The organism is Mesorhizobium sp. P2_A8 (assembly GCF_056404935.1).
The window spans coordinates 1-23,697 of sequence record NZ_JBFUDB010000007.1; the positions used below are offsets into that span (position 1 = coordinate 1).

Below are 23,697 nucleotides of genomic sequence, written 5' to 3' on the forward strand. Positions count from 1 at the left end.
AGCAGGATGTGCTCACGGAGCAGGATGTGCTCACGGGTCTGCGGCATCGGGCCGTCGGCAGCCGACACAACCAGGATCGCGCCGTCCATCTGCGCGGCACCGGTGATCATGTTCTTCACATAGTCGGCGTGGCCGGGGCAGTCGACGTGAGCGTAGTGGCGGTTGGCCGTCTCGTATTCGACATGCGCCGTCGAGATCGTGATGCCGCGCGCCTTCTCTTCAGGTGCCGCGTCGATCTGGTCATAGCGCTTGTATTCGCCAAAATACTTCGTGATCGCTGCCGTCAGCGACGTCTTGCCATGGTCAACGTGACCAATCGTGCCGATGTTCACATGAGGCTTGTTACGCTCGAATTTACCTTTTGCCATGTGATGTCTCCAATCCTGCTCGCCCGTGCGGGCCTTGAATTAAGTTAATGCTGCAACCCGTTCGAGTTACGCGTATTTCTTCTGTACTTCCTGGGCGACCGCAGTCGGCACAGGCTCATAGTGATCGAACTGCATCGTGTAGGCCGCGCGGCCCTGGCTCATCGAGCGCAGGTTGTCGACGTACTTGAACATATTGGCGAGCGGCACCATCGCGTTGATAACCACGGCCACGCCACGTGCTTCCTGGCCCTGGATCTGGCCGCGACGGCCGTTCAGATCGCCGATGACGCTGCCGACGTAGTCTTCCGGCGTCACCACTTCGACCTTCATGATCGGCTCGAGCAGCTGCACGCCAAGCTTGGGTGCGGCTTCACGGAAGCAGGCGCGGCCAGCGATTTCGAAGGCCAGAACGCTGGAGTCCACGTCGTGGTAAGCGCCGTCGATCAGCGTCGCCTTGACGCCGATCATCGGGAAGCCCGCGAACGGACCCGAGGTCATGACGCTGTTGATGCCCTTTTCGACACCGGGGATGTATTCCTTCGGAACGGCACCGCCGACGATCTTGGTTTCGAACTCGAATTCGCTGCTGTCCGGATTCGGCTCGAAGACGATCTTGACGCGGGCGAACTGACCGGTACCGCCGGTCTGCTTCTTGTGGGTGTAGTCCTGCTCGTGCCTACGGGTGATCGTCTCGCGATAGGCCACCTGCGGTGCGCCAACATTGGCCTCGACCTTGAACTCGCGACGCATGCGGTCGACGATGATGTCGAGGTGAAGTTCGCCCATGCCGGAAATGATGGTCTGGCCGCTTTCCTCGTCGGTCTTGACGCGGAAGGAGGGATCCTCGGCGGCCAGGCGGTGAAGGGCGAGACCCATCTTTTCCTGGTCGTTCTTGGTCTTCGGCTCGATCGCGATCTGGATGACCGGATCCGGAAATTCCATGCGCTCGAGGATGACCGGATGCAGCGGATCGCTGAGCGTGTCGCCGGTGGTCGTGTCCTTGAGACCAGCCAGAGCGACGATGTCGCCGGCAAAAGCCTCTTCGACGTCGGCGCGCGAGTTGGCATGCATCTGCAGCATGCGACCGATGCGCTCTTTCTTGCCCTTCACGGTGTTGTCGACCGAGATGCCCTTGGTGAGCTTGCCCGAGTAGATGCGGGCAAAGGTGAGCGAACCGACGAACGGGTCGTTCATGATCTTGAAGGCGAGCATCGACAGCGGCTCGTTGTCGTCGGCGTGACGCTCGATCTCGGCGTCGGTCTTGGCATCGACGCCCTTGATGGCCGGAACATCGGCCGGCGACGGCAGATATTCGACGACGGCGTCGAGCAGCGGCTGCACGCCCTTGTTCTTGAAGGCCGAGCCGCAGAACATCGGGTAGAACTTCACCGCGATGGTGCCCTTGCGGATCAGCGCGCGGATCTCGTCATTCGACGGCATCTTGCCTTCGAGGTAATTCTCGAGTGCCGTCTCGTCCATTTCGACGGCGGCTTCGATCATCTTCTCGCGGTATTCCTCGGCACGGGCCTGGAGGTCGGCCGGGATTTCGACGACGTCCCAGGCAGCGCCCAGCGTCTCGTCGCGCCAGACCAGCGCGTTCATCTCGACGAGGTCGACAACGCCCTTGAACTCGGTCTCGGCGCCGATCGGCAGCTGCATGACGACGGCATGCGCACCGAGGCGCGAACCGATCATCTCGACCGAGCGGTAGAAGTCGGCGCCGATCTTGTCCATCTTGTTGCAGAAGATCATGCGCGGAACGCGGTACTTGTCCGCCTGGCGCCAGACGGTTTCCGTCTGCGGCTCGACACCGGCATTGGCATCGAGCAGCGCAATGGCGCCGTCGAGCACGCGCAGCGAACGCTCGACTTCGATGGTGAAGTCGACGTGTCCGGGGGTGTCGATGATGTTGAAGCGGTACATCTTGCCGCTACGACCCTTCCAGAAGGTCGTGGTCGCGGCGGACGTGATGGTGATGCCGCGCTCCTGCTCCTGCTCCATCCAATCCATGGTGGCAGCGCCGTCGTGGACTTCGCCGATCTTGTGCGACTTGCCCGTGTAATAGAGGACGCGCTCGGTGGTCGTCGTCTTGCCGGCGTCAATATGCGCCATGATACCGAAATTGCGGTAGTCTTCGATTTTGTATTCGCGGGCCATCGTAGCTGCCTCTCAGTCTCGTTCGCGCTTTACCAGCGGTAGTGCGCGAAAGCGCGGTTGGCTTCAGCCATCTTGTGGGTATCTTCACGCTTCTTGACGGCGGTGCCGCGGTTGTTGGCCGCGTCCATCAGCTCGCCGGAAAGGCGGTCGACCATGGTCGTCTCGTTGCGGTTGCGGGCCGCGGCGATCAGCCAGCGAATGGCCAGCGCCTGGCGGCGCTCGGGACGCACGTCGACGGGAACCTGATAGGTGGCGCCGCCGACACGACGCGAACGCACTTCCACATGCGGCGCGACATTGTCGAGCGCCTGATGGAAGACGGTGACCGGTTCCTGCTTGGTCTTCGACTGAACCTGGTCGAGCGCGCCATAGACGATGGTCTCGGCAACCGACTTCTTGCCGTCATACATGACGGCGTTCATGAACTTGGTGACGATCAGATCGCCGAACTTCGGGTCCGGATTGATCTCACGCTTTTCTGCACTGTGACGACGCGACATTTTTTCTCTGCCTCAATTATGCGTGGTGGCCTTGATCCCAGATGCTTGCCCGGGATGACCTTCGCTACGCTTCGGTCACTTCGGACGCTTGGCGCCGTACTTCGAACGGCGCTGCTTGCGGTTCTTCACACCCTGCGTATCGAGCACGCCGCGGATGATGTGGTAGCGGACGCCCGGAAGATCCTTGACGCGGCCGCCGCGGATCATGACCACGGAGTGTTCCTGAAGGTTGTGACCTTCGCCGGGGATGTACCCGATCACTTCAAAACCATTGGTCAGGCGGATCTTGGCCACCTTGCGCAGCGCCGAGTTCGGCTTCTTCGGCGTCGTTGTATAGACGCGCGTGCAGACGCCCCGCTTCTGCGGGTTCTGCTGCATGGCCGGGACCTTGTTGCGCTTCACCGGCGCAATGCGCGGCTTGCGGATCAGCTGGTTGACGGTAGGCATTAAACCCTCTTGTCTCTCAATTCCGTGTCTCGCCCGGTCAGGGCCGCTCAAAGCGTCATTTCCATACGCAAATTCGGGCCATAAACCGCGCCTCGCGGTCTTGCCCGAACAAATGGCAGAGGAAGCGGAAGCCGCTTCGTGCACGCCGGAAATGTCTTTTCGCTCGTAAAACGAACCCTGTTTGAGGCAAACTCCAAAGCGTGTCGCTTCGGAAGGGAGAGCCTCACATCGGTTCTGACTGGGCGGCTTCTACTCGTAAGCCCGCGAACCGTCAACCCCGGAGCGCCAAATATTGCATTGAAGCCGGGGCTTGGCAGCCATGCGAAAACCGCATGTAATTTTCTTTCGCCATTTTGCAAGCCCGAGGAAGAAAGTGACCGGCTTTTGGCTGTTGCACGGCAAGGCTTCATGCGAAAAAGGGGGCATGAACAGTACAAATCCCCTCGCCCGGAGGAATCGGCCCGTGAACGACAATGAGGAGCGCCCGGTCACCATCATCACCGGCCGGGTGTGGAAGAAAAAGGGCGGCAAGCCCGAAGGCGTGCATGTGATGCTGGTCGCCCCCGACGACGATTCGGCGGTGCGCCGGGCGCTCGAATCGCTCGCGGCGGAAGGTTACGCGGAGGCTGAGCTCGACCAGATCGGCGACATGGACGGCGTGCCGGACGAAGAGCCGCATCTTTCCGCCTTCCAAGGCGCGCTCGAAGGCGAAGTGTCGATCGTTACGTTCGACGTGCCGATCTGAAACCAGGATGCCGATGATGGCCGGACCAAAAGCGGTTGGACCTGCGTCCCGGACCTGGGCCGACCGCGCAGTCGCGGCAATCGAGGCCGACCAGCGCCGCTCGGCCGACACGCATCTGTGGAAACTTGATCTGCCGGCACTGGCCGGCATCGACTTCTATCTCAAGGATGAGTCCACCCATCCGACCGGCAGCCTCAAGCACCGGCTGGCGCGCTCGCTGTTTCTTTATGCGCTGTGCAATGGCCTGATCCGCGAAGGCGCACCGGTGATCGAAGCATCGTCGGGTTCGACCGCGGTGTCGGAAGCATACTTTGCCCGCATGATCGGCGTGCCGTTCTATGCGGTGATGCCGCGCTCGACGTCGCGCGAAAAGATCGCGGCCATCGAGCACTATGGCGGCAACTGTCACTTCATCGACGACGGCAGGCGCATCTATGCCGAGTCGGCCGAACTCACCGAGCGGCTTGGCGGCCATTTTATGGATCAGTTCACCCATGCCGAGCGCGCCACCGACTGGCGCGGCAACAACAACATCGCCGAATCGATTTTCGGGCAGATGCGCGAGGAGCGACATCCGATCCCGGCCTGGATCGTGATGAGCGCCGGCACCGGCGGCACCACCGCCACGATCGGCCGTTTCCTGCGCTACAAGCAGCATGCCACGCGGCTGTCGGTTGCCGATGTCGAGCGCTCCGCCTTCTTCGACGGCTATGCCACGCACGATCGAAATTGCCGCTGCGAACAGCCGTCGCGGATCGAGGGCATCGGCCGGCCGCGCATGGAGCCGTCCTTCGTGCCGGGCGTCATCGATCACATGCTGCGCGTGCCGGACGCGGTCTCGCTGGCGGCAATGCGGGTGTTGTCGCGCCGGCTCGGCCGCCGTGTCGGCGGTTCGACCGGCACCAATTTCATCGCCATGTGCTTTCAGGCCGCGCGCCTGATCGAGGACGGCAAGGCCGGTTCACTGGTGACGCTGATCTGCGATTCCGGCGACCGTTATGCCAACACCTATTATTCCGACAAATGGCTGGCCGCGAACAGCCTCGACCCCTCGCCTTTCGAGCCGGCCATCGAGGCCTTTCTGGCGGGCAAAGAACTGACGCTACAGTTCGAGGAAAGCTGGGGCTGACTTTTCGGCTTCGGCTTGCCGGTTTCGGCTTGCCGGGGCAAATGTTCTGCCAGAGCGGTTCACCGTTTCAAGGAAACGCCGAACCGCTCTATCTCTCTGTTTTATCGCAATTCCCCAAGGGAAAGCGCTTCGCGCTTTTCCCGAGAAAACCGCTTCACACTTTTCCTGGAATTGCTCTAAGAAACCACCACCATCATCCAACAGACGGAGCGGCCGTGTCCCAGCCCATCAAGATTGGCATCGTCGGTGTCGGCAAGATCGTCCGCGATCAGCACCTGCCGGCCCTGGCGAAAGACCAGGACTATCGCCTCATCGCGGCCGCCAGCCGGCATGGCAAGGTGGAAAACATCCCGAATTTTCCTGATATCGAAGCCATGCTCGGCGCGGTGCCTGAGCTCGAGGCCGTCTCGCTCTGCATGCCGCCGCAGTTTCGTTACGACGCGGCGCGCACAGCGCTGGAAGCGCAAAAGCACGTCTTCCTAGAGAAGCCGCCCGGCGCCACGGTCAGCGAGGTCGAGAATCTGAAAGCATTGGCCGTGAAGAACGGCGTCTCGCTGTTTGCCAGCTGGCATTCGCGCTATGCGCCGGCGGTAGAGGCCGCGCGTGCCTTCCTGAGTTCTGCCAAGATCAAGTCCGCCGCCATCAACTGGAAGGAGGACGTGCGCCGCTGGCACCCGAACCAGGAGTGGATCTGGGCGCCTGGCGGCTTCGGCGTCTTCGATCCCGGCATCAATGCGCTGTCGATCGCGACCCACATCCTGCCGGCGATGTTCATCACCTCGGCCGTGCTGGATTTTCCAGAGAACCGTGCCGCCCCGGTCGCGGCACACGTCACCTTCCGGACCTCGAACGGGTTGCCGGTGACGATGGATCTCGATTGGCTCCAGACCGGCCCACAAAGCTGGGACATTGTCGCCGACACCGACAAGGGCGCGATGGTGCTTTCAGGCGGCGGCTCGAAGCTGGCCATCGACGGCCGCGTCGTCCATGACGAACCGGAGGCGGAATACCCGATGCTCTACAAGCGCTTTGCAGAGATTGTCCGGGCCGGCACCTCCGATGTCGATCTGGCACCGCTGCAGCATGTTGCCGACGCCTTCATGCTGGGCAAGCGCAATGTGGTCGAGGCGTTTTTCGACTGAGCACCGTCAATCCACGATAGCAATCGCAAACCCGTCATAGCCCTTAGCGCCGACGGTCTGGATGGCGGTGCCGTCCAGCCGTTTGTTGCCGCCGATGAAGGAGAACGCCGCGCGTGCGCCTTCGACGTTGGCGTCATGGCCATCCTCATCGAGCACCGCGCCGTCACGGACGACGTTGTCGCAGACGATGACCGTTCCCGGCCTCGACAGCCGCATGGCAAAGGACAGGTAGTTCGGGTTGTTCGGCTTGTCGGCGTCGATGAAGATGAGATCGAACGGACCGGCGTTCTCGGCGCTCAGCGCGGCAAGCGATTGAAGCGCCGGCCCGACCCGCAAGTGGACCCGTTCCGACACCCCTGCCCGCTCAAAATTCGAGCGCGCGACCCTGGCGTGGTGCGAATCGAGTTCCAGCGTCACGATCATGCCATCGGCAGCCAGTGCGCGCGCCATCCAGATCGTCGAATAGCCGCCCAGCGTGCCGATCTCGAGGATCCTCTTCGCGCCCCTGAATGCGCGCCAGCAGCGAAAGCAGCTTGCCTTGCGCCGGCGATACGTCGATCGCCGGCAGGCCCTGGTCGTGGTTGGCTGCCAGAACGGCATCGAGCGCCGGATCCGCTTCGAACAGGGCGTCGACGATGTAGTCGTCGACAGAAGCCCAGGTCTTTCTGCTCATCGCTTCCTCCTCCGATCCAATTCGAAGCACAAAAGTCTCGCACAAACAAAAAAGCCGCCGGGTTGCCCCGACGGCCTTGTTGCCTGAGATTCCTGGAGCGGCTCACTGAGCCGCTCCATGTTTTGTTTGGCGCAATTCCTGGAATTGGCCCGGCCGCGCTTACTGCGCAGCGGTTGTCATATCGGCCAGCATCGGCTCGGCGACTTCCACACCGGAGGCCTTGCGGCGCTCGTCGATGATCAGTTCGTCGCGCGAGGTGGCGATGCGCCGGATCTGGCTCATCGTGCCGCCGGTGCCGGCCGGGATAAGCCGGCCGACGATGACGTTTTCCTTCAGCCCCTGCAGCATGTCGGTCTTGCCGGCAACCGCGGCTTCCGTCAGCACCCTGGTCGTCTCCTGGAAGGAGGCGGCCGAGATGAAGGACGGCGTCTGCAGCGATGCCTTGGTGATGCCCAAAAGCACCGGCTGGCCTTCGGCCGGCTTCTTGCCGTCCTCGATCAGACGCTCGTTGACCTCTTCCAGCTCGATCACGTCGACGTGGTCGCCCGGAATGTAGGTCGAGTCGCCCTGCGTGGTGATCTCGACCTTCTGCAGCATCTGGCGAACGATCACCTCGATGTGCTTGTCGTTGATCGACACGCCCTGCAGACGGTAGACTTCCTGGATCTCGTTGACGAGGTAGGAAGCAAGTGCCTCCACGCCCTTGATCGCCAGGATGTCGTGCGGCGCCGGATTGCCGTCGAGGATGTAGTCGCCCTTCTCGATGACGTCGCCGTCCTGGAGATGGAACGGCTTGCCCTTCGGGATCAGGTATTCGACCGGCTCAAGCGTCGAGTCATGCGGCTCGATGATGATGCGACGCTTGTTCTTGTAGTCGCGGCCGAAGCGGATCGTGCCGTCGATCTCGGCGATGATGGCGTGATCCTTCGGACGGCGTGCCTCGAACAGTTCGGCAACACGCGGCAGACCGCCGGTGATGTCCTTTGTCTTGGCGCTTTCCATCGGGATACGCGCCAGCACGTCGCCGGGGCGAACCTGAGCACCCGGCTCGACCGAAAGAATGGCCTCGACCGAGAGCAGGAAGCGGGCGTCACCGCCCTTCGACAGCTTGCCGACCTTGCCCTTGGCGTCCTGGATGGCAATCGCTGGCTTGAGGTCGTTGCCGCGCGGCGTCGAGCGCCAGTCGATGACCTCACGCTTGGTGATGCCGGTCGACTCGTCGGCCGTTTCCTGAACGGAAATGCCGTCGACCAGATCCTCGTACGACACCCTGCCCTCGATTTCGGTGAGGACCGGGCGGGTATAGGGATCCCACTCGGCGATACGCTGGCCGCGCTTCACCTTGTCGCCATCGTCCACGAAGATGCGCGAACCATAGGTGAGACGGTGCGTGGCGCGCTCCTTGCCGGTTTCGTCGAGGATCAGCACCGCCATGTTGCGGCCCATGACCATCTGCTGGCCGTCGGAGTTGCGCACCACGTTGCGGTTGCGGATCTCGACCTTGCCCTCGTAGGAGGCTTCAAGGAACGAGCTGTCCACCACCTGCGCGGTACCGCCCATGTGGAAGGTACGCATGGTGAGCTGGGTGCCAGGCTCGCCGATCGACTGCGCCGCGATGACGCCGACAGCTTCGCCCTGGTTGACCGGGGTGCCGCGGGCAAGATCGCGTCCGTAGCAGACCGCGCAGACGCCAACCCTGACCTCGCAGGTCAGTGCCGAGCGGATGCGGACCGACTGGACGCCGGCCTTTTCGATCTTTTCCACGTCACGCTCGTCCATCAGCGTTCCGGCCTTGACCAGGATCTCGCCCGACACCGGATGGGTGATGTCGTCCAGCGACGTACGACCCAGCACGCGCTGGCCGACGGAAGCGACGACCTGGCCGGCATCGACGATCGGCTGCATGGTGAGGCCCTTGTCGGTGCCGCAGTCGACGGAGTTGACGATGCAGTCCTGCGCCACGTCGACCAGACGACGGGTGAGGTAGCCCGAGTTCGCCGTCTTCAAGGCGGTGTCGGCCAGACCCTTGCGGGCACCGTGGGTCGAGTTGAAGTACTCGAGCACGGTCAGGCCTTCCTTGAAGTTCGAAATGATCGGCGTCTCGATGATTTCACCCGACGGCTTGGCCATCAGGCCGCGCATGCCGGCGAGCTGGCGCATCTGGGTGGGCGAGCCACGCGCACCGGAGTGCGACATCATGTAGATCGAGTTCATCGGCTTCTGACGGCCATTGTCCTCGAACTCGACCGCCTTGATACGGGCCATCATTTCGTCGGCGACCTTTTCCGAGCACTTGGCCCAGGCGTCGACGACCTTGTTGTACTTCTCGCCCTGGGTGATCAGGCCGTCATTGTACTGCTGCTCGTACTCCTTGGCCAAAGCCTCGGTGTCGGAGACCAGCTTGATCTTGGCGTCCGGGATCAGCATGTCGTCCTTGCCGAACGAAATGCCGGCGCGGCAGGCATGGCTGAAGCCAAGCGCCATGATGCGATCGCAGAAAATGACCGTCTCCTTCTGACCGCAGTGGCGGTAGACGGTGTCGATCATCTTGGAGATGTTCTTCTTGGTCATCTCCTGGTTGGCGGTCTCATAAGGCACGTTGACGTTCTTCGGCAGCAGCTCGCCGATGATCATGCGCCCAGGCGTCGTCTCATGGATCTTCGACACGACCTTGCCGTCGGCATCGACCGTCCGGAAACGACCGCGGATCTTGGAGTGCAGCGTCACCGCCTTGGTCTCGAGCGCGTGCTGGAGTTCGCCCATGTCGGCAAACACCATGCCCTCGCCCGGCTCGTTCTGGTTGACGATCGAGAGATAATAGAGACCCAGAACCATGTCCTGCGACGGCACGATGATCGGCGCGCCGGAAGCCGGGTGCAGGATGTTGTTGGTCGACATCATCAGCACGCGGGCTTCAAGCTGCGCTTCCAGCGACAGCGGCACGTGAACGGCCATCTGGTCACCGTCGAAGTCGGCGTTGAAGGCCGTGCAGACCAGCGGATGCAGCTGGATCGCCTTGCCTTCGATCAGGATCGGCTCGAACGCCTGGATGCCGAGACGGTGCAGCGTCGGCGCGCGGTTCAACAGCACCGGATGCTCACGGATGACCTCGTCGAGGATATCCCAGACTTCCGGACGTTCCTTCTCGACCAGCTTCTTGGCCTGCTTGACGGTCGAGGAGTAACCCTTGGCGTCGAGACGGGCGTAGATGAAGGGCTTGAACAGTTCGAGCGCCATCTTCTTCGGCAGGCCGCACTGGTGCAGCTTGAGCTCCGGACCGGTGACGATGACCGAGCGGCCGGAATAGTCGACGCGCTTGCCGAGCAGGTTCTGACGGAACCGGCCCTGCTTGCCCTTGAGCATGTCGGACAGCGACTTCAGCGGACGCTTGTTGGCGCCGGTGATGACGCGGCCGCGACGGCCGTTGTCGAACAGCGCATCGACGGCTTCCTGCAGCATGCGCTTTTCATTGCGCACGATGATGCCGGGGGCGCGCAGCTCGATCAGCCGCTTCAGACGGTTGTTGCGGTTGATGACGCGGCGATAGAGGTCGTTCAGATCCGAGGTGGCGAAACGGCCGCCGTCCAGCGGGACGAGCGGACGCAGGTCCGGCGGAATCACCGGAACAACTTTCATGATCATCCATTCCGGCCGGTTGCCGGATTCCATGAAGTTCTCGACGACCTTGAGCCGCTTCAGATACTTCTTCTGCTTCAGCTCGGACGTCGTCGAAGCCAGTTCCGAACGCAGGTCGCCGGCGATCTTCTCCAGGTCCATGCCGGCCAGAAGGTCGTGAATGGCCTCGGCGCCGATCATGGCGGTGAACGAGTCCTCGCCATACTCGTCGACGGCGATCATGTACTCTTCCTCGCTGAGCAGCTGGTGCTCCTTCAGCGCGGTGAGGCCAGGCTCGGTGACGATGTAGTTCTCGAAGTAGAGGACGCGCTCGATGTCTTTCAGGGTCATGTCGAGCAGCGTGCCGATGCGCGACGGCAGCGACTTCAGGAACCAGATATGGGCTACGGGCGCGGCGAGTTCGATATGGCCCATGCGCTCGCGACGAACACGCGACAGCGTGACTTCGACGCCGCACTTCTCGCAGATGACGCCCTTGTACTTCATGCGCTTGTACTTGCCGCACAGGCACTCATAGTCCTTGATCGGCCCAAAAATGCGCGCGCAGAACAGACCGTCACGCTCCGGCTTGAAGGTGCGGTAGTTGATGGTCTCCGGCTTCTTGATCTCGCCGAACGACCAGGACAGAATCTTCTCAGGGCTGGCAAGCGATATCCGGATGGAATCGAACACCTGCGCAGGCGCCTGCGGATTGAAGAGATTCATGACCTCTTGGTTCATGCCGTTCTCCTTTTCGGGGTCATCGAAAACCCCTTGCATCTAGCGCGGGCCAAACGCCCGCCGTCTTGTGTCGGCCACCGGCCGAAGAATTGGTGCGCCCGGTCGCGGTTTCCCGCGGCCGGGCGTCTTGCTTATTCGGCCGCGTCGGGCAGCCGGACAGGGTTGTCGTCGAGCTTGGTGTTCTCCAGCTCAACATTGAGGCCGAGAGACCGCATTTCCTTGACGAGAACGTTGAAGCTCTCGGGGATGCCGGCCTCGAAGGTGTCGTCGCCACGGACGATCGCCTCGTAGACCTTGGTGCGGCCGGCGACGTCGTCCGACTTCACCGTCAGCATTTCCTGCAGCGTGTAGGCGGCGCCGTATGCTTCCAGCGCCCAGACCTCCATTTCGCCGAAGCGCTGGCCACCGAACTGCGCCTTGCCGCCCAGCGGCTGCTGGGTGACGAGCGAGTACGGTCCGATCGAACGCGCGTGGATCTTGTCGTCCACGAGATGGTGAAGCTTGAGCATGTAGATGTAGCCCATCGTCACCTTGCGATCGAACGGTTCGCCCGTGCGTCCGTCATAGAGCTGCGACTGACCGCTGGTGTGCAGGCCCGCCTGCTCCAGCATGATGTTGATGTCAGCCTCGTGCGCGCCGTCGAACACCGGGGTCGCGATCGAGACGCCGCGGCGCATCTGCTCGCTGAGGCGAACGATGCTCTCGTCGTCATAGTCGCGGACCGGCTCGTTACGGTCGTTGGCCGGAATAAAGCTCTCGAGCGTCTTGCGCAGCGGCTTGATGTCACCCGCCACCTTGTACGCGTCGATCAGATCGCCGATCTTCCTGCCCATGCCGGCGCAAGCCCAGCCCAGATGCGTTTCCAGGATCTGGCCGACATTCATGCGGCTCGGCACACCGAGCGGGTTGAGCACGATATCGGCATGCGTGCCGTCCTCGAGGAAAGGCATGTCCTCGACCGGAACGATCCGCGACACGACACCCTTGTTGCCGTGACGGCCGGCCATCTTGTCGCCCGGCTGCATCTTGCGCTTCACGGCCACGAAGACCTTGACCATCTTCATGACGCCAGGAGGCATTTCGTCGCCGCGCTGCACCTTCTCGACCTTGTCCATGAAGCGCTGTTCGAGCGCCTTCTTGGAGTCGTCGTACTGGCCACGCAGGGCTTCCAGTTCGCTCTGGAGCTTTTCGTTCTCCACCGCAAACTGCCACCACTGCGAACGCGGATACTCGTCGAGCGTATCCTTGGACAGCGTCGAGCCCTTCTTGAAGCCCTTCGGTCCAGCGATCGCTTCCTTGCCGACGAGCACGTCGGAAAGACGCGCGTAGACGTTGCGGTCCAGAATGGCCTGCTCGTCGTCGCGGTCCTTGGCCAGGCGTTCAATCTCCTCGCGCTCGATCGCCATGGCGCGCTCGTCCTTCTCCACACCGTGGCGATTGAAGACGCGTACCTCGACGACGGTGCCGAAGGTGCCCGGAGGCATGCGCATCGAGGTGTCGCGAACGTCCGATGCCTTTTCACCGAAAATGGCGCGCAGAAGCTTCTCTTCCGGCGTCATCGGGCTTTCGCCCTTCGGCGTGATCTTGCCGACCAGGATATCGCCCGGCTGAACTTCGGCACCGATATAGACGATGCCGGCTTCGTCGAGGTTCTTCAGCGCTTCTTCCGAGACGTTCGGGATATCACGCGTGATTTCCTCCGGACCGAGCTTGGTATCGCGCGCCATGACCTCGAACTCCTCGATGTGGATCGAGGTGAAGACGTCGTCGGCGACGATGCGCTCGGACAAGAGGATCGAGTCCTCGTAGTTGTAGCCGTTCCACGGCATGAACGCGACCAGCACGTTGCGGCCGAGCGCCAGATCACCGAGCTCGGTCGACGGACCGTCGGCGATGATGTCGCCCTTGTTGACCCGGTCGCCCATTCGAACCAGCGGACGCTGGTTGATGCAGGTGTTCTGGTTCGAACGCTGGAACTTCATCAGCCGGTAGATGTCGACACCGGATTTGCCCGGATCGAGATCTTCGGTGGCGCGGATAACGATACGCGTCGCGTCCACCTGGTCGACGATGCCGCCGCGGCGAGCACCGATGGCGGCGCCCGAGTCACGAGCAACGATGGGTTCCATGCCGGTGCCGACGAACGGCGCCTCGGCGCGCACCAGCGGCACGGCCTGACGCTGCATGTTCGAGCCCATCAGCGCGCGGTTGGCGTCGTCGTTCTCGAGGAACGGGATCAGGGCCGCGGCCACCGACACCATCTGCTTCGGCGACACGTCCATCAGATCGACGTTTTCGCGCGGCGCCATCATCACTTCGCCGGCGCTGCGGCAAATGACGAACTCGTCGACGAAACCGCCATTCTTGTCGAGCTCGGCATTGGCCTGCGCGACATGGTGCTTGGCTTCTTCCATCGCCGAGAGATAGACAACGTCATTGGTCAGCTTGCCGTCGACGATCTTGCGGTACGGGCTCTCGATGAAGCCGTACTTGTTGACGCGTGCGAAGGTGGCCAGCGAGTTGATCAGACCGATATTCGGGCCTTCCGGCGTCTCGATCGGGCAGATGCGGCCGTAATGCGTCGGGTGCACGTCGCGCACTTCGAAGCCGGCACGCTCGCGGGTCAGACCGCCCGGTCCAAGCGCCGACAGGCGGCGCTTGTGGGTGATCTCCGACAGCGGGTTGGTCTGGTCCATGAACTGCGACAGCTGCGAGGAACCGAAGAACTCGCGCACGGCGGCAGCCGCCGGCTTGGCGTTGATCAGGTCCTGCGGCATCACCGTGTCGATCTCGATCGAGGACATACGCTCCTTGATCGCACGCTCCATGCGCAGCAGGCCGACGCGGTACTGGTTTTCCATCAGCTCGCCGACCGAACGCACGCGGCGGTTGCCGAGATTGTCGATGTCGTCGATCTCACCCTTACCGTCGCGCAGCTCGACCAGCGTCCTGACGACTGCCAGGATGTCGTCCTTGCGCAGCACGCGCACCGTGTCCTCGGCCTTGAGCTCGAGGCGCATGTTCATCTTGACGCGGCCGACGGCCGACAGATCGTAGCGCTCGCTGTCGAAGAACAGCGAGTTGAACATGGCTTCGGCGGTTTCGAGCGTCGGCGGCTCGCCGGGGCGCATGACACGATAGATGTCGAACAGCGCGTCCTGGCGGCTCTCGTTCTTGTCGACGTTGAGCGTGTTGCGGATATAGGCGCCGACATTGACGTGGTCGATGTCGAGAACCTTGATCTCGTTTTCACCGGTGCCAAGCAGCACCTTCAGCGTCTTCTCGTCGATCTCGTCGCCGGCCTCGAGGAAGATCTCGCCGGTGGCGTAGTTGACGATGTCCTCGGCCAGGTAGTTGCCAAGCAGATCCTCGTCGGTCGCCTTGATCGCCTTGAGACCCTTTTCGCCAAGCGCCCTGGCCTGGCGGGCAGTGATCTTCTTGCCGGCTTCGACAACGACTTCGCCCGTATCGGCGTCGACCAGGTCGCCGACGGCCTTGAGGCCGCGGAAACGCTCGACGTTGAACGGAATGCGCCAGTGGTCGCCGGCGCGCTTGTAGGTGATCTTGTTGTAGAAGGTCGACAGGATCTCTTCGCCGTCCATGCCGAGCGCCATCAGCAGCGACGTCACCGGAATCTTGCGGCGGCGGTCAATGCGGGCGTGCACGACGTCCTTGGAATCGAACTCGATGTCGAGCCACGAGCCGCGATAGGGGATGACGCGCGCGGCAAACAGAAGCTTGCCCGACGAGTGCGACTTGCCCTTGTCATGGTCGAAGAAGACGCCCGGCGAACGGTGCATCTGCGAGACGATAACGCGCTCGGTGCCGTTGACGATGAAGGTGCCGTTCAGGGTCATGAGCGGCATGTCGCCCATGTAGACATCCTGTTCCTTGATGTCCTTGATCGACTTGGCGCCGGTATCCTCGTCGATATCGAACACGATGAGGCGCAGCGTCACCTTGAGCGGCGCGGCGTAGGTGAGGTCGCGTTGACGGCATTCGTCAACGTCGAATTTCGGTCCTTCGAACTCGTACTTCACGAACTCCAGCATCGAGGAGCCGGAAAAATCGGAGATCGGGAAGACCGACTTGAAAACGGCCTGCAGTCCCTCGTCCGGACGCCCACCCTTGGGCTCCGCCACCATCAGGAACTGGTCATAGGATGCCTTCTGAACCTCGATCAGGTTCGGCATCTCCGCAACTTCCGGGATCTTTCCGAAGAACTTGCGTACGCGTCTGCGGCCATTGAAAGTCTGGGTCTGGGCCATCGTCGCTCCTTAGCTCTAAACTCGGGACGAGCCTCGCCGCGGCTCGCCTTGCATTCTGGGCCACCTGGGCGGCGACCCTCTGTCTGTTTTCCCGGCGCCTGTCGGCGGCCGGCTAAAACGGGAGAAAACCCGTTTCCTGAAGGCCGATTTTCGGCCCTCAGGAAAGAGGTTCTCGTACGTCTCGCGCTACGCGTGCTCCCTCCGGGCGAAGGGAGTGGCGGACGGCGCGAGGCCGTCCGCCGCCTTTACGCTTACTTCAGGTCGACCTTGGCGCCGGCTGCTTCCAGCTGGGCCTTGAACTTGTCAGCGTCAGCCTTGGAAACGCCTTCCTTGACCGGCTTCGGAGCCGCTTCGACCAGGTCCTTGGCTTCCTTGAGGCCAAGACCGGTGATGGCGCGGACTTCCTTGATGACGTTGATCTTCTGAGCGCCTGCCTCGGTGAGGACGACGTCGAATTCCGTCTTTTCCTCGGCCGGAGCAGCAGCAGCCGCACCACCGCCAGCGGCGGCAACAGCCACCGGAGCAGCGGCGGAAACGCCCCACTTTTCTTCCAGAAGCTTCGACAGCTCGGCCGCCTCGAGGACGGTCAGCTTCGAAAGGTCGTCTACGATCTTTGCGAGATCAGCCATTGTTGTATTCCTTCATCAGGTTCGAACGTGTGTTTGTGATAGCGAGGAACGGCCTCATGCCGCCTCGTCCTTCCGGGCGTAAGCGCCGATGACGCGCGCGACCGAAGCCGCTGGCGCATTGACGATCTGGGCGATCCGGGTTGCCGGCGTGGCGATCATGCCAACCAGCCTGGCGCGCAGCTCATCGAGCGACGGAAGTGTGGCGAGTGCCTTCACACCGTCGGCGTTGAGCGAGGTGGTGCCCATTGCGCCACCGAGAATGACGAGCTTGTCATTTCCCTTGGCGAAATCGGACGCGACCTTCGGCGCCGCAATCGGATCCTCCGAATAAGCAATCAGCGTCTGTCCCTTGAACAGGTCGATGATCGATGCGGAGTCCGTGCCCTGAAGAGCGATTTTGGCGAGACGGTTCTTCGCGACTTTGACGGTGCCACCGGCGGCGCGCATTTTCGACCGAAGGTCGTTCATTTGCGCGACGGTGATACCGGCGTAGTGGGCCACGACCACTGAACCTGCGTTCGAGAACGCACCATTCAGGCCCGTGACGAGTTCGCGTTTTTCCGCTCTGTCCACTGCCTATCTCCAGTTGACCCCCATCCTGTTAACGGGAACATTCCCATTCACGAGGACAGGCGTCGGGTTGCCTTTTGTCGGCCGGGCCATCCAGTAACGGATCTCCCGAACGACGCTCGAGGATCCTGCCCCCTTTCGCCACATCGACGGCCAAGCCGGCGATGCGCAGACAAAAGGCAAACACGGTTCGAACCTTTCATTGGAGCAGTCGCTCCGTTGTCCGGTCTTCACCCGTCTCATGCAGGCCCACATGAATTAAGGCCCCCCTTTTCAATCTAAGGCTCGGGCCGCCTGCAATCTCGGACAGGATGTCCGGAAGCCTTTCGACTTCCGGCACCGGGCCGCCAACCTAGATTGGAGGCCCGGAATTCTTTTGCGGATCAGCCCTTTAACGGCTGATCCCAATCATGCTTATCAGGACGCTGCGAGCGTCGAGACGTCGAGCTTGAGGCCCGGGCCCATCGTCGAGGTGACCGACACCTTCTTGACGTAATTGCCCTTGGCGCCAGCCGGCTTTGCCTTGGTCACCGCGTCAGCGAAGGCGCGGATGTTCTCTTCCAGGGCCTTGACCTCGAACGAGACCTTGCCGACGCCGGCATGAACGATACCAGCCTTCTCGACGCGGAACTCGACGGCGCCGCCCTTCGATGCCTTGACGGCGGCGGCAACGTCGGTGGTGACGGTACCGACCTTCGGGTTCGGCATCATGCCGCGCGGGCCGAGCACCTTTCCGAGACGGCCGACGAGCGGCATCATGTCCGGCGTGGCAATGCAGCGATCGAAATCGATCGTGCCCTTCTGGACGATGTCGACCAGATCCTCGGCACCGACGATGTCGGCGCCAGCGGCGCGAGCTTCGTCAGCCTTGTCGCCACGTGCGAACACGGCGACGCGAACCGAGCGGCCGGTGCCGTTCGGCAGGTTGACCACGCCGCGGACCATCTGGTCGGCATGGCGCGGGTCGACGCCGAGATTCATGGCAACTTCGACGGTCTCGTCGAACTTGACCGAGGAACGGTCCTTGAGCAGTTTCAGCGCTTCACCCAGGGCGTAAGCCTTGTTGGGATCGATGCCTTCGCGGGTCTTCGATACACGCTTTGCAATCTTTGCCATGATCTTAGCCCACCACTTCCAGACCCATCGAGCGGGCGGAGCCCTCGACCATGCGCATGGCCGCTTCGACGTCGTTTGCGTTCAGATCCTTCATCTTCTGCTCGGCGATGGCGCGAACCTTGTCGCGGCCGATCGTGCCGGCCTTGATCTTGCCCGGCTCCTTCGAACCAGACGTCAGGTTCGCCGCCTTCTTCAGGAAGTAGCTCACCGGCGGCGTCTTCATGACGAAGGTGAAGGACTTGTCCTGGTAGTAGGTGATGACGACCGGAATCGGCGATCCCTTTTCCATTTCCTGGGTCTGCGCGTTGAACGCCTTGCAGAATTCCATGATGTTGATGCCACGCTGACCAAGCGCCGGGCCGATCGGGGGAGACGGCGTGGCCGATCCCGCTTTGACCTGGAGCTTGAGCTGGCCTGCAATTTTCTTAGCCATCTCTTTTCCTGCCTTTGTCTATGCCGGCCCCCACTATCTGGGAAACCCCGGCGGTTGCAGTCTGGTGGTGCGATCCATGCGGCCGGCTAAAGCCGCACTCGTCTCCCACCGTTCTCAAAAGCCGCGCGATCTCCGCGCCGCCTTTCCCTGACGCGCTTGGCGCAGGGATTTCGGATCAGCCTTTTTCGACCTGTCCGAATTCCAGATCGACAGGCACAGCGCGCCCGAAGATCGAAACTTCCACCTTGAGCCGCGCCCGCTCCTCGTCCACTTCCTGGACGAAACCGTTGAACGACGCGAAGGGACCATCCGAAACGCGGATCGCCTCGCCGATCTCGAACGTGACCGAAGGCTTCGGCCGCTCGACGCCTTCCTGCACCTGGTTCAGGATGCGCTGCGCTTCCGCCTCGGTGATCGGCACCGGCTTGGAGTCGCCCAGGAAGCCGGTGACCTTCGGCGTGTTCTTGACCAGCGAAAACACAGCGTCGGTCAGGTTGGCCTTCAGGAGCACATAGCCCGGAAAGAACTTGCGCTCGGCATCGACCTTGCGACCGCGACGAACCTCGACGACCTTCTCGGTCGGCACCACGATCTGGTGGATATCGGCGGACAGGCCCTTCTGCTTGGCCTTGTTCTCGATGTCCTCGGCGACCTTCTTTTCAAAGTTCGAATAGGCGTGGACGATGTACCACCGCGCAGTCATTTCAAGACTTCTCCGTAATCGCCGGACTTAGCGTCCGATGCCAAGAATCTGCTCGACCGCGAGGCCCATGAGCTGATCGGCTGTGAAGAAAAAGATCATCGCGATCACAGCGAAAGCCAGAACCATGACCGTCGAGATCATTGTTTCGCGCCGCGACGGCCAAGTCACCTTGGCAGTCTCCGCGCGAACCTGCTGGAGAAAGACGAAAGGATTTGTGGTTTTCGAAGCCATATGCCGCTCTGTCTTCAAGACCCGTTGGCCGGGTCCCCTGGATGATCCCGCTGGCCGGGACGTGCCGCATGGGCTGGTTTTCGCGCCGAATCAGCGCAAACATTTCGCCCATGCAAATCAGACGCGTAAAGCCGGCTTCCCAGCTCCACGCGTCGCGTGTCTGTTTCGTCTACATAAAACCGATTCTTGATCCACGCAAGTGGCAAGTGTCCGCTTTATGACCAAACGCCGCCTCGGAACCATCCAGTCGTTCCGTCCCAGCTATGGCGCCCTTATGCCCCAATCGCGCTAATATGGCAAGCGGGCCGCCGGTTTCAAAGGCTAGCGCGGAGAAATATCAAAGCGGCTTGGGCGGAACTTCGCAAGCAGCGGATGTTCATTGCCGGTGGCGATCTCTCCGGCAAGCAGCTCGCCGGCAATCAGGCCAAGCGTCGCGCCGCTGTGGCTGAAGGCAACGTAGTATCCCCGGATGTCTCTCAGCAGGCCGAATACAGGCTCGCCGTCGCCGGGAATCGGCTTGGGGCCGACACCATAATTCTCCAATTCCAGCTTTGGATGCCCCTCAAGGACCTTCGAGGCTTCTTTGAGAAGCCCTTCAATCGTCGAATCCTTCACGCCATAGGTGCCGTCGGTATTGATGATCACCTCTTCTTCCGACCAGGCGGAATCGAGCGCGAGGGCTCCGTCCGGCGTCGGGCGGATGGCGACGCGCGGCGTGTTGAGCACGGCCCGAAGGGCCAAGTCGACCGGCCTGGTCCTAACCAGCAGGGCGATCGGTGTCCCATCTGCGATATGCTGGCCTGAGGCCGCAACCATTCGCGGCACATCACCGCCGGTCGCCAAGAGGACTGCATCGGCAGGAAAGTTGATGCCGCTTGTCGTGGTGGCGCCAGTGGCACGACCGTCGACAACCGTGACCGTGGCCCTGCCGGCATCAGTGACCAATCGCCCACCGCGCTCGACGAATTCCGCACTCAATACATCGATCAGCGACGGCAGGTCGACCCAGCCTTCGCCCGGGTTGAAAATGGCACCCTGTGGCGTGACGGCGCTTGCGGCAACGCCTGGCGTGACCGACGCTATGGCAGCTGCGGACAGGTGTTGTGCGTCATAGCCGAGGTCCTTTTCATGGGCGAAGACATCCGCGATCTGGTTCGAGGCGTCGTCCGCATCCCATGTCAGGCCGCCGTCGAAACGCAGCCAGGCAGCATCCGGATATCTCGCTGACAAGGTTCGGTAGCGGTCGATGCCGATCATCCGCAAGCGATGATACTCAGCCGACCGCTTGCGCGCCGAATTGAGCCAGGCGAGCGAGCGGCCGGACGCCCCCTGGGCGAGCGGCCCATCATTGACGAGGGTCGTTTCGATGCCAAGCCGCGCAAGATGAACGGCTGTGGAGACACCGAAAATGCCGCCCCCGACAACGACGACCTTTGAGACCGGATGTGATGTACCCATGGGGATGTTCTTTCAGTGTGCAGTGGATAGGTTGAGCGGCCGGGGCGAAGGCGTTTCCACGCGTCTCTCGGCCAAGCGATGATGCGGATTACAACACTTCGGCAAGGAAGTGCTTCAAGCGCGCACTTTTCGGAGTGTCGAAGATCGCAGCGGGCGTGCCGGCCTCGATGACACGGCCCTCATCCATGAAGATGACCTGATCGGCGACCTTGCGGGCAAACCCCATTTCATGAGTCACCACGACCATTGTCATGCCACGCCGGCCGAGGTCCGCCATCAGGTTGAGAACGCCCTTCACCAGTTCTGGATCGAGAGCGCTCGTCACCTCGTCGAACAGAATGACCTCCGGGTCCATTGCGAGTGCCCGGGCGATTGCCACCCGCTGCTGCTGGCCACCGGAAAGACTGCCGGGACGATGGTGTTTGCGTGCGGCAAGGCCAACATCGGCGAGGCGCGCCTCGGCGAGGCGCTCGGCCTCCTGCACCGGAATGCCCTTGACCTTGGTCAGCGACAGCATGACGTTTTCGAGGGCTGTGTGGTCGGGAAACAGATTGAACTGTTGGAACACCATGCCGACACGCCGGCGCAATTTTTCGGGCTTCATCGCCAGGATGCTCTCGCCGTCGAGCAGCACGTCACCGCCCTTGGGTTCGACCAGGCGGTTAAGGCAGCGCAGCAGGGTCGACTTGCCCGACCCTGACGGACCAATGACGCAGGTGACGGTGCCGGGTTTGACTATCAGGCTGACGCCGTTCAGGACATCGAGGTCGCCATAGGCCATGTCGAGATTGCTGACGGCGAGACTACCGCCCTTGAACCGTGGCAGCGCCGAGCGATCTTCAGGGCTGGTCTCCGAAGGTGGCCCGCCGATGGCGCTTTCCAGTTCGCTAACCTCAGCAAGACCGCTGGTGACGAGGCCGCCCTTTTGCTTTCCGACCCGCAGCGAATTGTCGATGTAGTTGACCATATGGGTCAACGGCACGGTGATGACGAGATAGAACATGCCAGCCAGCAGCAATGGCGAGAGGTTTCCGGTGACCACCGCCTGGTCCTGACCGACACGGAAAATCTCGCGCTCCGACGCGAGCAGACCGAGGAAGTAGACGAGGCTCGAATCCTTGACGTTGCCTATGAACTGGTTGACCAGCGCCGGCAGGACGCGGCGGATGCCCTGCGGGATCACGATCAGGCGCATGCCCTGCCCGTAGCTCATGCTGAGCGCCCTGCAGGCTTCCATCTGCCCGCGCTCGACGCTCTGGATGCCCGAGCGGAAGATTTCGCCGATATAGGCGCCGGCGATCAGGCTGAGGGCCAGAATGCCAAGCGGATAGGGCGAAGGCCCAAAGATTTCTCGGCCGATGCGGGCAAAGCCCTGACCGATCAGAAGAATCGTGACGATCGCCGGAAGGCCACGGAAAATGTCCGTGTAGACCCGGGCCGGAAGGCGCAGCCAGCGCGATTGCGAGATGCCCATGACTGCCAGGATCATGCCGAGAACGACACCCAGCACCGTGGACGCTGCCGCGAGGATCAAGGTGTTCTTCAATCCGATGGTGATCATGCTCGGCAGCACGTCCGCCATGGCTTGCCAGTCAAGGAAACTGCGCCGCAAGTTTTCAAGCCAGTTCATTCGGCCCCCTTTCGGTTGCACTGTCCGCATCGTCCGAGATCAGGCGCGGCAGCCCGTGGTCCGGCCGCCGGCATAAATGCCAGCGGCCGGGTGCGGTTACTTCTTGGGGAGGTATTGATCGGGCATCGGCGAGCCGGGGAACCACTTCTCATAGAGCGTTTTCCAAGTGCCGTCCTGCATGGCCGCATGAAGGGCGGTGTTCAATGCGTCGCGGAACTTGTCATTGCCCTTGCGCAACACGAAGCCTGCGGGGGCATCGAAGGAAGGAATATTGATCGCAATCACCAGCCCCGGATACTGCCCGCCATATTGTTTGGCGGCCTCGTAATCGAGAAAATGCGCGTCGACGGTTCCGTTGTTGAGCGCGGAAACGGCGGAGTTGTTGTCGGGGAATTTGACGAGATCCGTTCCGACAAAGTTCTTCGTCGCGTAGATTTCCTGGAGCGTTCCCTGCACGACGCCGAGGCGCTTGCCCTTGAGCCCCTCCGCCGACGTGATCGCCTTGTCGGACGTAAGCACAGAGAGATAACCTTCAAGATACCCGTCAGAAAAGTCGACAGTCTTCTTGCGCGCTTCCGTCGTGCCGATTGCCGCGACCGCGACATCGAAGCGCTCGTTCGCAACCGAAGGCATCAGTGCCGAGAATTCCTGGCCGGTGAAGATCACCTGGTCCGGCTTGAATCCAAGGCGGCTGGCGACGTTGCGGAACAATTCGATGTCGAACCCGGTGAATGTGCCATCCGCTTGGGTGAAAGCGTAGGGCTTGGCATCACCCATGGTACCAACGCTAATGACTTTCGCGTCAATAAGACCATAGGGATTGTCATCCGCGGCGGCTGATCCAGAAACCAAACCCGCGCCGATGCACACAGCCATAAGAGCCATTGCGCCGGCCCGGACCGGTGACATCAACGACTTGAGAATTCCTATCCTGCTCATGTCTTCTCTCCACTCTGAAGGTCTGTTCTTCTTGGTATTTGCGTCGAGCCCGGCAGTCTCGCGCTTGCCGCCGCGACTGCGGCATGCACCTCTTGGCTCGCAATTTTTTAAAAGAGACCGGTCTCTTATTGATTGAGACCGGTCTCTTTGATAATCGTTATCGTCAGATTGACCTTCCGTCAACAACTCTTGTAGTCGTCATC

18 protein-coding genes and 1 pseudogene are annotated in these 23,697 nt (G+C 61.8%); 3 read left to right on the top strand and 16 right to left on the bottom strand.

What is annotated here, in order from left to right; translation table 11 throughout:
* From AC1D10_RS20440 to rpsL, 4 genes are all read right to left on the bottom strand, one after another.
* Positions 1-368: GTP-binding protein (locus AC1D10_RS20440; protein ID WP_477275020.1), on the bottom strand; the 368-nt coding region annotated here is incomplete at its 3' end.
* Positions 369-434: 66 nt separating this feature from the next.
* A complete protein-coding gene (gene fusA, locus AC1D10_RS20445) occupies positions 435-2,525 on the bottom strand; it encodes an elongation factor G (RefSeq protein WP_379078891.1) in 2,091 nt (696 codons plus the stop codon).
* A gap of 29 nt (positions 2,526-2,554) precedes the next feature.
* Positions 2,555-3,025 (bottom strand): 30S ribosomal protein S7, encoded by a 471-nt coding sequence (rpsG, locus tag AC1D10_RS20450; RefSeq protein ID WP_008875664.1) that lies wholly within the window; start codon positions 3,023-3,025, stop codon positions 2,555-2,557.
* Between the two features lie 75 nt (positions 3,026-3,100).
* On the bottom strand, positions 3,101-3,472 hold the full coding sequence (gene rpsL / locus AC1D10_RS20455) for a 30S ribosomal protein S12 (protein ID WP_006333356.1): 372 nt from the start codon (positions 3,470-3,472) through the stop codon (positions 3,101-3,103).
* 463 nt (positions 3,473-3,935) lie between these two features.
* Between rpsL and AC1D10_RS20460 the strand changes: the two genes are divergently transcribed.
* The 3 genes from AC1D10_RS20460 (at position 3,936) to AC1D10_RS20470 (ending at position 6,488) form a co-directional block, all read left to right on the top strand.
* A complete protein-coding gene (locus AC1D10_RS20460) occupies positions 3,936-4,217 on the top strand; it encodes a transcriptional regulator (RefSeq protein ID WP_023762912.1) in 282 nt (93 codons plus the stop codon).
* A 7-nt stretch (positions 4,218-4,224) separates the two neighbouring features.
* On the top strand, positions 4,225-5,346 hold the full coding sequence (locus AC1D10_RS20465) for a PLP-dependent cysteine synthase family protein (protein ID WP_477275023.1): 1,122 nt from the start codon (positions 4,225-4,227) through the stop codon (positions 5,344-5,346).
* 215 nt (positions 5,347-5,561) lie between these two features.
* Complete coding sequence (locus AC1D10_RS20470) at positions 5,562-6,488, top strand: Gfo/Idh/MocA family protein (protein ID WP_477275025.1); 927 nt, start codon at positions 5,562-5,564, stop codon at positions 6,486-6,488.
* A 6-nt stretch (positions 6,489-6,494) separates the two neighbouring features.
* Here AC1D10_RS20470 and AC1D10_RS20475 read toward each other — a convergent pair.
* The 12 genes and pseudogenes from AC1D10_RS20475 to AC1D10_RS20530 all read right to left on the bottom strand — a co-directional run bounded on the left by AC1D10_RS20475 (position 6,495) and on the right by AC1D10_RS20530 (position 23,494).
* Positions 6,495-7,161, bottom strand: a pseudogene (locus AC1D10_RS20475) (O-methyltransferase).
* Between the two features lie 159 nt (positions 7,162-7,320).
* The gene (gene rpoC, locus AC1D10_RS20480; RefSeq protein ID WP_477275027.1) at positions 7,321-11,517 is read right to left on the bottom strand and encodes a DNA-directed RNA polymerase subunit beta'; all 4,197 of its coding nucleotides are present in this window, start codon (positions 11,515-11,517) and stop codon (positions 7,321-7,323) included.
* Between the two features lie 131 nt (positions 11,518-11,648).
* Positions 11,649-15,785 carry a DNA-directed RNA polymerase subunit beta gene (gene rpoB / locus AC1D10_RS20485; RefSeq protein ID WP_379097691.1) on the bottom strand — a complete coding sequence of 1,379 codons (4,137 nt, stop codon included), beginning with the start codon at positions 15,783-15,785 and terminating at the stop codon, positions 11,649-11,651.
* A gap of 251 nt (positions 15,786-16,036) precedes the next feature.
* Positions 16,037-16,414, bottom strand: coding sequence for a 50S ribosomal protein L7/L12 (gene rplL, locus AC1D10_RS20490; RefSeq protein WP_095089666.1), 378 nt, complete (start codon positions 16,412-16,414; stop codon positions 16,037-16,039).
* A gap of 54 nt (positions 16,415-16,468) precedes the next feature.
* Positions 16,469-16,987 (bottom strand): 50S ribosomal protein L10, encoded by a 519-nt coding sequence (gene rplJ / locus AC1D10_RS20495; protein ID WP_095089664.1) that lies wholly within the window; start codon positions 16,985-16,987, stop codon positions 16,469-16,471.
* 414 nt (positions 16,988-17,401) lie between these two features.
* Positions 17,402-18,100, bottom strand: coding sequence for a 50S ribosomal protein L1 (rplA, locus tag AC1D10_RS20500; RefSeq protein WP_379097690.1), 699 nt, complete (start codon positions 18,098-18,100; stop codon positions 17,402-17,404).
* A 4-nt stretch (positions 18,101-18,104) separates the two neighbouring features.
* Entirely contained in the window at positions 18,105-18,533 is a 429-nt protein-coding gene (gene rplK / locus AC1D10_RS20505) for a 50S ribosomal protein L11 (protein WP_006333334.1), read from the bottom strand.
* Positions 18,534-18,708: 175 nt separating this feature from the next.
* A complete protein-coding gene (gene nusG / locus AC1D10_RS20510) occupies positions 18,709-19,236 on the bottom strand; it encodes a transcription termination/antitermination protein NusG (RefSeq protein WP_013531409.1) in 528 nt (175 codons plus the stop codon).
* A 27-nt stretch (positions 19,237-19,263) separates the two neighbouring features.
* Positions 19,264-19,467: a preprotein translocase subunit SecE gene (secE, locus tag AC1D10_RS20515; protein WP_013531408.1), complete on the bottom strand. Its 204-nt coding sequence runs from the start codon at positions 19,465-19,467 to the stop codon at positions 19,264-19,266.
* A gap of 321 nt (positions 19,468-19,788) precedes the next feature.
* Positions 19,789-20,925 (bottom strand): NAD(P)/FAD-dependent oxidoreductase, encoded by a 1,137-nt coding sequence (locus AC1D10_RS20520; protein WP_477275031.1) that lies wholly within the window; start codon positions 20,923-20,925, stop codon positions 19,789-19,791.
* Between the two features lie 88 nt (positions 20,926-21,013).
* Positions 21,014-22,555: an amino acid ABC transporter permease/ATP-binding protein gene (locus tag AC1D10_RS20525; protein ID WP_477275033.1), complete on the bottom strand. Its 1,542-nt coding sequence runs from the start codon at positions 22,553-22,555 to the stop codon at positions 21,014-21,016.
* A gap of 96 nt (positions 22,556-22,651) precedes the next feature.
* Positions 22,652-23,494 (bottom strand): ABC transporter substrate-binding protein, encoded by an 843-nt coding sequence (locus AC1D10_RS20530; RefSeq protein WP_477275035.1) that lies wholly within the window; start codon positions 23,492-23,494, stop codon positions 22,652-22,654.
* Positions 23,495-23,697 lie beyond the last annotated feature (203 nt).

Excerpts from the sequence above, each read along its gene's own strand:
- AC1D10_RS20520 (WP_477275031.1), bottom strand. The coding sequence starts at position 20,925 with ATGGGTACATCACATCCGGTCTCAAAGGTCGTCGTTGTCGGGGGCGGC.
- rpoC (WP_477275027.1), bottom strand. The coding sequence starts at position 11,517 with ATGAACCAAGAGGTCATGAATCTCTTCAATCCGCAGGCGCCTGCGCAG.
- AC1D10_RS20465 (WP_477275023.1), top strand. The coding sequence starts at position 4,225 with ATGCCGATGATGGCCGGACCAAAAGCGGTTGGACCTGCGTCCCGGACC.
- rplL (WP_095089666.1), bottom strand. The coding sequence starts at position 16,414 with ATGGCTGATCTCGCAAAGATCGTAGACGACCTTTCGAAGCTGACCGTC.
- rpsL (WP_006333356.1), bottom strand. The coding sequence starts at position 3,472 with ATGCCTACCGTCAACCAGCTGATCCGCAAGCCGCGCATTGCGCCGGTG.
- rplA (WP_379097690.1), bottom strand. The coding sequence starts at position 18,100 with ATGGCAAAGATTGCAAAGCGTGTATCGAAGACCCGCGAAGGCATCGAT.
- rplK (WP_006333334.1), bottom strand. The coding sequence starts at position 18,533 with ATGGCTAAGAAAATTGCAGGCCAGCTCAAGCTCCAGGTCAAAGCGGGA.
- rpoB (WP_379097691.1), bottom strand. The coding sequence starts at position 15,785 with ATGGCCCAGACCCAGACTTTCAATGGCCGCAGACGCGTACGCAAGTTC.
- nusG (WP_013531409.1), bottom strand. The coding sequence starts at position 19,236 with ATGACTGCGCGGTGGTACATCGTCCACGCCTATTCGAACTTTGAAAAG.
- AC1D10_RS20530 (WP_477275035.1), bottom strand. The coding sequence starts at position 23,494 with ATGAGCAGGATAGGAATTCTCAAGTCGTTGATGTCACCGGTCCGGGCC.
- AC1D10_RS20525 (WP_477275033.1), bottom strand. The coding sequence starts at position 22,555 with ATGAACTGGCTTGAAAACTTGCGGCGCAGTTTCCTTGACTGGCAAGCC.
- fusA (WP_379078891.1), bottom strand. The coding sequence starts at position 2,525 with ATGGCCCGCGAATACAAAATCGAAGACTACCGCAATTTCGGTATCATG.
- rpsG (WP_008875664.1), bottom strand. The coding sequence starts at position 3,025 with ATGTCGCGTCGTCACAGTGCAGAAAAGCGTGAGATCAATCCGGACCCG.
- secE (WP_013531408.1), bottom strand. The coding sequence starts at position 19,467 with ATGGCTTCGAAAACCACAAATCCTTTCGTCTTTCTCCAGCAGGTTCGC.